Source organism: Micromonospora sp. NPDC004540, assembly GCF_040610095.1.
In the GTDB taxonomy this organism is placed as follows: domain Bacteria; phylum Actinomycetota; class Actinomycetes; order Mycobacteriales; family Micromonosporaceae; genus Micromonospora.
On record NZ_JBEXLR010000048.1, the window covers coordinates 38,237 to 45,527 of the forward strand.

At 77.3% G+C, this 7,291-nt stretch carries 6 protein-coding genes and 1 pseudogene; 4 read left to right on the forward strand and 3 right to left on the reverse strand.

Annotation, left to right across the window (positions count from 1 at the left end; genetic code table 11):
• The first annotated feature begins 7 nt into the window (after window positions 1-7).
• The 3 genes from ABZV78_RS17750 to ABZV78_RS17760 are packed head-to-tail and all read left to right on the forward strand — an operon-like array spanning window position 8 to window position 2,245.
• Window positions 8-619, forward strand: a complete 612-nt coding sequence (locus ABZV78_RS17750) for an allophanate hydrolase subunit 1 (protein WP_355639774.1) — start codon at window positions 8-10, stop codon at window positions 617-619.
• The gene (locus ABZV78_RS17755) at window positions 616-1,512 is read left to right on the forward strand and encodes a biotin-dependent carboxyltransferase family protein (protein WP_355639775.1); all 897 of its coding nucleotides are present in this window, start codon (window positions 616-618) and stop codon (window positions 1,510-1,512) included. Before ABZV78_RS17750 ends, ABZV78_RS17755 begins: the two co-directional genes overlap by 4 nt.
• Window positions 1,496-2,245 carry a 5-oxoprolinase subunit PxpA gene (locus ABZV78_RS17760; protein WP_355639777.1) on the forward strand — a complete coding sequence of 250 codons (750 nt, stop codon included), beginning with the start codon at window positions 1,496-1,498 and terminating at the stop codon, window positions 2,243-2,245. The genes ABZV78_RS17755 and ABZV78_RS17760 overlap by 17 nt, the downstream gene beginning before the upstream one ends.
• Window positions 2,246-2,261: 16 nt before the next feature.
• Here the strand turns inward: ABZV78_RS17760 and ABZV78_RS17765 are convergent, their stop codons facing one another.
• A complete protein-coding gene (locus tag ABZV78_RS17765; protein ID WP_355639779.1) occupies window positions 2,262-4,094 on the reverse strand; it encodes an NHL domain-containing thioredoxin family protein in 1,833 nt (610 codons plus the stop codon).
• Between the two features lie 72 nt (window positions 4,095-4,166).
• Window positions 4,167-4,817, reverse strand: coding sequence for a TetR/AcrR family transcriptional regulator (locus ABZV78_RS17770; protein WP_355639781.1), 651 nt, complete (start codon window positions 4,815-4,817; stop codon window positions 4,167-4,169).
• 88 nt (window positions 4,818-4,905) lie between these two features.
• Between ABZV78_RS17770 and ABZV78_RS17775 the strand changes: the two genes are divergently transcribed.
• Window positions 4,906-5,484, forward strand: a complete 579-nt coding sequence (locus ABZV78_RS17775) for a TIGR03086 family metal-binding protein (protein WP_355639782.1) — start codon at window positions 4,906-4,908, stop codon at window positions 5,482-5,484.
• 49 nt (window positions 5,485-5,533) lie between these two features.
• On the opposite strand, the pseudogene ABZV78_RS17780 reads toward ABZV78_RS17775, so the two are convergent.
• Window positions 5,534-7,291 (reverse strand): annotated as a pseudogene (locus ABZV78_RS17780) (hypothetical protein); the annotation flags it as partial.

Sequence of the window (7,291 nt, forward strand, 5' to 3'; positions counted from 1 at the left end):
TGACGGGATGCGGATCCGGCCCGTCGGCGCCCACGCCCTCCTGCTCGACTGCGACGGCCCCGAACAGGTCGAGGCGTGGCGGGCCGAGCTGTGGCGCCGCCGCGCGACGGGCGACCTGAGCGCCGTCGAGATCGTCCCGGCGGCGGCCACCGTGCTGGTCGACGGGGTGCCGGACCCGGCGGCGGCCGCCGCGCGGATCGCCGGGTGGACCCCGGAAGGCGCCGCCGCAACTGCCGGCGCCGCCGAGGTCCGGGTCCCCACCGTGTACGACGGCGCGGACCTGCCCGCCGTCGCCGAGCACTGGGGCGTCGACGTGCCCGCCGTGGTGGAGCGGCTGCGGCGGACCGAGTTCCGGGTGGCGTTCTGCGGCTTCGCGCCGGGGTTCGCGTACCTCACCGGGTTGCCGGCCGAGCTGGCCGTGCCCCGGCTCGCCACCCCGCGTACCCGGGTGCCGGCCGGCTCGGTGGCGCTGGCCGGCCCGTACGCCGGGATCTACCCGACCGCCTCGCCCGGCGGCTGGCTGCTGGTCGGGCGGACCGACCTGGTCCTCTTCGACGTGCACGCCGACCCACCGGCCCGGCTCACCCCGGGCACCCGGGTCCGGCTGGTGCCCGCATGATCGAGGTGCTCCGGGCCGGTGCCCTCACCACCGTGCAGGACCAGGGCCGCCTCGGCTGGGCCCACCTCGGCGTGCCCCGCTCCGGCGCGCTCGATCCGGCCGCCCTGCGGCTGGCCAACCGGCTGGTCGGCAACCCCGAGCCCGCCGCCGGCCTGGAGATCACCCTGACCGGCTGCACCCTGCGGTTCACCCGGGCGGTCACCGTGGCGCTCACCGGCGCCGAGGTGGACCTGCTGGTCGAGCGCCCACCCGCCCCGGACGGCCCGCGCCGCGGTGGCCGGCCCGCCGAGCGCCGGCCCGGGGACCTGGGCCGGCCGCTGTCGCTGCCCGCCGGGGCGGTCCTGCGGATCGGTCCCGCCCGCGCCGGGTTGCGCACCTGGCTCGCCGTCTCGGGCGGGATCGCGGTCGAGCCGGTGCTCGGCAGCCGGGCCACCGACACCCTCTCCGGCCTCGGCCCGCCCCCGCTGCGCGACGGCGACCGGCTGACCCTGGGCGCCCCGGCCGGCCCGCCGGCCCCGGTGGACCTCACCGTCGCCCCGGCCGTGCCGGCCGTGCTGCGGCTGGCCCTGCGCCCCGGACCCCGGCAGGACTGGTTCACTCCCGCCGCGCTCGACCTGCTGCTGACCACCGCGTACGAAATCAGCCCGGCCAGCAACCGGGTCGGCGCGCGACTGGTCGGCGCGGCCCTGCCCCGCGCGGTGGCCGGCGAGCTGCCCAGCGAGGGCCTCGTCCTCGGCGCGGTGCAGGTGCCGCCGGACGGCCAACCGCTGATCTTCCTGGCCGACCACCCCACCACCGGCGGATACCCGGTCATCGGGGTGGTGGAGGACGTGACCCCGCTCGCCCAGGCCCGCCCAGGCACTACGGTGACGTTCCATGGACCTCAACGCTGACCTCGGTGAGGGATTCGGCATCTGGCGGCTGGGCGACGACGAGGCGCTGCTGGGGTTGGTCACCTCCGCGAACGTCGCGTGCGGCTTCCACGGCGGTGACGCGTCCACCATGCACCGGGTCTGCGCGGCCGCCGCGCGGCGCGGGGTCGCCGTCGGCGCCCAGGTCGGCTACCGGGACCTCGCCGGCTTCGGCCGGCGGCACATCGCCTACGACTTCGCCACGCTGCGCGACGAGACGATCTACCAGCTCGGCGCGCTGGACGCCTTCTGCCGGCTGGCCGGCACCCGGGTGCGCTACCTCAAGCCGCACGGCGCGCTCTACCACGCGGCGGCCTCGGACGAGGCCCAGGCCGCCGCGCTGGTCGCCGCGGTCAGCGGGTACGACCACCAGCTGCCGCTGCTCTGCCCGCCCGGCTCGGTGCTCGCCCAGCTCGCCGTCGGCGCCGGCCTGCGGGTGGTGGCCGAGGGCTTCGCCGACCGGAACTACCTGCCCAACGGGCAGCTGGTGCCCCGGAGCGCCGCGAACGCGCTGATCAGCGACCCGGAGCAGGTGGCCAACCGGGCGGTCCGGATGGCCACCGAGCGGAGCGTCGTCGTGGTCGACGGCAGCGTGGTGCCCTGCCCGGTGGAGTCGATCTGCCTGCACGGCGACACCCCGGGCGCGGTGCGCTGCGCCGAGCTGGTCCGGGCCGCCCTCATCGACGCCGGGGTCGTCCTCACCCCGTTCGCCTGACCGGCGGCCCGGTGCGTCAGGCGTCCAGGCCGCGCAGCACCAGCGGCAGGCGGGTCGCCCCGCCGGCCACCACCCGGACCGGCACGCCCCAGTCCTGCCGGGTCAGGTGGCAGGCGGCGTGCTCGACGTCGGCGTCGCAGGTGGCCGCCTGGGCGGTCACCTGGAGCACCCCCTGCACCACGTCGCCGCTGAGCACCAGGCGGCGGGACAGGTCGGTGCTCGTCCCGGCCCCCTCGACCAGCAGCTCCGGCGGGGACGCCGAGACCACCACCCGGGTCGACGGCCCGTACGTCTCGTCCAGCTTCTGCCCGGGCGCCGGCGTGAAGATCACGTCGAGGGTCAGCTCGCCGGCCGCCACGTCGGTGGGCTTGCGCTCGAGCTTGTGCCGCGGGCCGTCCACGGTGTTCGCGCCCGCCGCGGTCAGCGCGCCCGGGGCCAGCCGGGTGAGCCGGTGCGCGGCCGACTCGACCACCAGCACCTCGCCCTCGGTGGTGAGCACCACGTCGCTCGGCTCGGCCAGCCCGTCGGCCACCGTGGCGACCTGCTCGGTCTCCGGATCGAAGCGGCGCACCGCGCCGTTGTAGGTGTCCGCGATCAGCACCGAGCCGTCCGGCAGCGCGCACACCCCCAGCGGGTGCTGGAGCAGCGCCCGGTCGGCCGGGCCGTCGACGTGGCCGAAGTCGAACAGGCCCTGCCCCACGGCGGTGCCCATCACGCCGTTCTCCACGTAGCGGATGGCGCTGGTCTCGCTGTCGGCGACCCAGAGCCGGGCGCCGTCGGCCGAGACGGAGAGGCCGGAGGGCTGGGCCATCCAGACGTCCGGCAGCGGGCCGTCGCGCAGCGCCTCGACAGTGGTTCCGGCGTACATGCCGGCGGTCCGCTTCGTCGGGTCGAACCACCAGAGCTGGTGGATGCCGGCCATGGCGACGACGACCTTGTCGTCGTACCAGGCGACGTCCCAGGGGGAGGAGAGTTCGACCGAGCGGGCGTCGTGCGCATGGTCGTCGACCGTCGAGCGCCACTGCCGGCCGGTGCCGGCGACCGTGACCACCTCGCCGGTCGCCAGCCGCACGCCGCGCAGCAGGTGGTTGACGGTGTCCGCGACGACCAGGTCGTAGCCGGCCACCTCGGCCACGTGCGGGGGCAGCAGGCAGAGCCCCTGCGGCTCGGCGAAGGTGGCGCCCTCCGCCGGGCCGTCGGCGTGGCCGCGGCTGCCGGTGCCGATCCGGCGGACCAGGGTCTCGCCGTCCGGGGCCAGCTCCACCAGGGAGTGCCGGGCCGAGTCGGAGACCAGCAGGTTGCCGTTGTCGAGCACCACGGCCTTGCCGGGGAAGCGCAGCGGGGTCTCCGGCTCGGCCGGCGGCACGTACGGGCCCTCGCCCCGGTGCAGGGTGCCCTTCGCCTCGTGGGTGGCGATCAGGTCGTCGACCAGCCGGGCCAGCCCCTCGGCGTGCCCCTCGCCGGCCATGGTGGCGACCACGTAGCCCTCGGGGTCGACCACCGAGAGGGTCGGCCAGGCCTTCGCCGCGTACTGCTGCCACATGTCCATCTCGGGGTCGTCGAGCACCGGGTGGTGCACGCCGTACCGCTCGACGGCGGCGGCGAGGGCCACCGGGTCCTTCTCGTGCTCGAACTTCGGCGAGTGCACCCCGATCACGACCAGGACGTCGCCGTACTTCTCCTCGAGCGGGCGCAGCTCGTCGAGCACGTGCAGGCAGTTGATGCAGCAGAAGGTCCAGAAGTCCAGCAGGACGATCTTGCCGCGCAGGTCGGCCAGGGTGACGTCCTTGCCGCCGGTGTTCAGCCAGCCCCGGCCGCGCAGCTCGGGTGCCCGTACTCGTGCGCTCATGCCCCCATCGTGCCGCACCGCCGTCGGCCGCCGGCCTGATGGGGCGGTGAAGAGCGACACGCTTCCGCCGAGCTACCCGCCGGACCGGCTCCGCCAGCGCGCCACCAGGTCGGCCTGCTGGGCCGGGACGCCGGGGAGCGGGGCCTCGACGGGGTTGTGCAGCGCCTGGAGCAGCAGGGTGAGGTAGCGGTGCCGCAGCGCGGCGCCCCGGTCGGCGCCGGGCAGGTCGACCAGCATGACGGTCTCCAGCAGCAGCACGATGTCGGCCTCGCTGACGTCGTCGCGCAGGTCGCCCGACCGACGTACCCGGTCGAGGAGCGTGTCCGCCAGCCGCGTCGCCCGGTCGGCCAGCCGGCTCAGCTCCGGGGTGGGGGCGAACGTGCCGGCCAGCCGCTGAGCGAGGGCCTGGCCACCGCCCTCGACGACCCGGTGCAGGCAGGCGACGTAGGCGTCCCACGGTGGCGCCTCGGCGGAGAGCGCGGCCTCCAGGTCGGCGATGTAGCGGGACAGGCCGTCGGCGGCGAGAGCCCGCAGCAGGTCCTCCTTGCTGGGGTAGCGCCGGTAGAGAGCGCTGATGCCCACGCCGGCGCGGCCGGCCACGGCGGAGACGGGCGCGTCGGGGTCGGCCAGGAAGACCTCGCGGGCGGCGTCGAGGATCCGGGCGTCGTTGCGGGCCGCCTCGGCGCGGCGACCGCTCAGCGGGCTGGGATCGGGTGCGGACATGCGCCGACCATAGCAGCGGAACAGATCGTTCCGTTCTGCTAAGCTGGAACGGAACGAAACATTCCGTTCCCCCGAAAGGACCGGCCTCGTGAGCTTCCCCGTTCTCACCACCGCTCTCGACCTCCTGCGCCGCGCCGCCGAGGGGGTTCCGGCCGACCGGCTCGACGACCCGACTCCGTGCGACCGGTGGACCGTCGGCCAGGTGCTGATGCACGCCGCCGGTGACCAGCACGCGTGGGCGGCGCATGTCGGGGCCGGCACGCCGCCGGCGTACAACCCGTTCGACCCGCCGCGCGGCCATGACGAGGGCGTCCAGACCGTGGTGCGGAACGCGATCGAGGCGGCCGCCGCGACCTGGGCGCGGGTCGACGCGGCGGGTGGGCCGGTCGGCACGCCGCTGCCGCCCGTGCCGACCATGGACCCGCGGCTGGCCGCCGCCGCCTGCGCGCTGGACGCCGCCGTCCACGCCTGGGACGTCGCGGTGGCCACCGGGCAGCCGGCGCCGCTCACCGCCGAACTGGCCGAGCAGCTCATGCCGGCGGCCCGGGCGACCGCCGAGCCGCTACGCGGCTTCGCGTACGCCGCCGCGCTGCCCGCGGAGCCCGGCGCCGACCCGGTCGCCGCGCTGCTGGCCTACCTCGGTCGCGACCCCAACTGGCAGAAGTGACGACGACGGCGGGGCCACGGATCCCGTGGCCCCGCCGTCGTGGGAGTTGCTACTGACCGGCCGGCTTGAGGCAGAGCACCCGGTTGGTCCCGTCACCGGGGAGGACCACCTGGGGCTGTGCCGGGTCGGCACACTTGTCCCTGCTGTCGACCTTCGACACCACGGTGAACGCGCCCTGCTCGCCGCAGTCGGCCGGCACCGCGGTCGCGCCGGACTGCTTCACGCAGGAGCCCACCGCCGGGTCGAAGCCCGCCGGCTTCTCGTCCCCACCGATCTTGCCGAGCAGGGTGAGCAGGCCGAGCGGCACGGCGAGGATGAGCACCGCCGCGATCAGCACCAGCGCCAGCACCCGTCCGTTGCGCACCTTCGGCGTGGGCGCCTCGGTCTTCGGCTCGGCCTCCGGCCGGAACGCCTCGAACCGGCCCTGGTCCGGGTCGCCGCCCGGGCCCGCCTGCGGCCAGCCGGGCGGGGCCTGCTGGGGCGGCGGCGGGAACGCGGGCGGGAAGCCACCCGGCTCGCCCATCGGCCCCGGCCCCGGTACGCCGACCGAGGCACGACCGCCGGCCGGACCCCCGAACGGGTCACCGGGCGCGCTGCCCGGCCCGCCGAACGGGTCGTGGTGGCCGTTCTGCGCGCCGAACGGGTCCTGGTGACCGCCGGGAGCGCCGAACGGGTCGCGCGGCCCGCCGGGGGCACCGAACGGGTCGTGCGGCCCGCCCGGGCGCTCGCCGTTGTGCGGGTGCACCCCGTTGGCCGGCCGGTTGTTGCCGGGCGGGTCCACGAAGGACGGCACGCCGGGCGGGAACGGCGGCGGGCCGGCCGGCGAGGACGGCGGGGCCGCGTGCAGCGGGGGCGCGTCGGCGTACCCGTGCGGGCGGTCCGACTCGTCCGTCCGGGACTGCGGGCCCGGCTCGGGGAAGCCGTTCGGGCCGTCCTGCCCGGGCGCCTCCTCCGGCTCCGGGCGGGCGGGCCGGCCGTAGACCCGCGGCTGCGGGGCCGACCCGCCGGCCGTGGGCAGCGGCTGGTCGGCCGGGGGCGTGACCCGGCTGGCCATCGGCACCGAGGCGCTGGCCGAGACGGCACCACCCGCGCCGGCCTCCGGCGAGGTACGCGGCGCGGGAACCACCGGCCCGGCCGGCGACTGCGGCTCCTCGTGCGCCGGACCGGGGGTACCCCAGCCGGCGTCGGCGGCCTGCTCCGGCTCGTACGCCTGCGGGTTCCGGTCGCCCGGCTCGGCGCCCGGGTCGAACGGCGCGTAGTCGGCGGGCGGCGCGGCGGCCAGGGCGGCGCCCGGCACCCGCTGCTCCTGCGGCGGCAGCGGCACCGCGTTGGCCGCGGAGATCCCCGGACCCGGGGCCGGCTGGTAGATCGGCCCGTCGTCGGCGCGGGCCGGCTCCCAGCCCGGCGACGCGGACTGCTCGGGCGGGGCCTCCGCGGACCGGCCCCACGCCTCGCCGGGCGCCCACGGCTCCGCCTCCGGGATGGCCGGACGCTCGCGCGTCCACTGCCCCGGGTTGTCCTGGTTGCCGGCCCAGGCGGGCGGTGAGTCGGGGGACGGGACGGACGCGCTCGCCCGGGCCGGCGCCTCGGCCGGCGTCGGCACGGCGGGGGAACCCCAGCCGGGCTGCGCCGGCTCGTCGGCCGCCCGCTCCGGCTCGCGCTGCTGCGGCACCGCGGCGGCACCGCCCCACGCGGCGGCCGGACGCTGCTCCTCGGGGGCGCCCCAGGCGGCTGGCAGGCTCAGGACGATCCCGCCTCGAGGTTCCGGAGGCCGCCAGCCTCGTACGCATCCGGCTGACCGGCGCCG

Excerpts from the sequence above, each read along its gene's own strand:
- ABZV78_RS17750 (WP_355639774.1), top strand. The coding sequence starts at position 8 with ATGCGGATCCGGCCCGTCGGCGCCCACGCCCTCCTGCTCGACTGCGAC.
- ABZV78_RS17755 (WP_355639775.1), top strand. The coding sequence starts at position 616 with ATGATCGAGGTGCTCCGGGCCGGTGCCCTCACCACCGTGCAGGACCAG.
- ABZV78_RS17760 (WP_355639777.1), top strand. The coding sequence starts at position 1,496 with ATGGACCTCAACGCTGACCTCGGTGAGGGATTCGGCATCTGGCGGCTG.
- ABZV78_RS17765 (WP_355639779.1), bottom strand. The coding sequence starts at position 4,094 with ATGAGCGCACGAGTACGGGCACCCGAGCTGCGCGGCCGGGGCTGGCTG.
- ABZV78_RS17770 (WP_355639781.1), bottom strand. The coding sequence starts at position 4,817 with ATGTCCGCACCCGATCCCAGCCCGCTGAGCGGTCGCCGCGCCGAGGCG.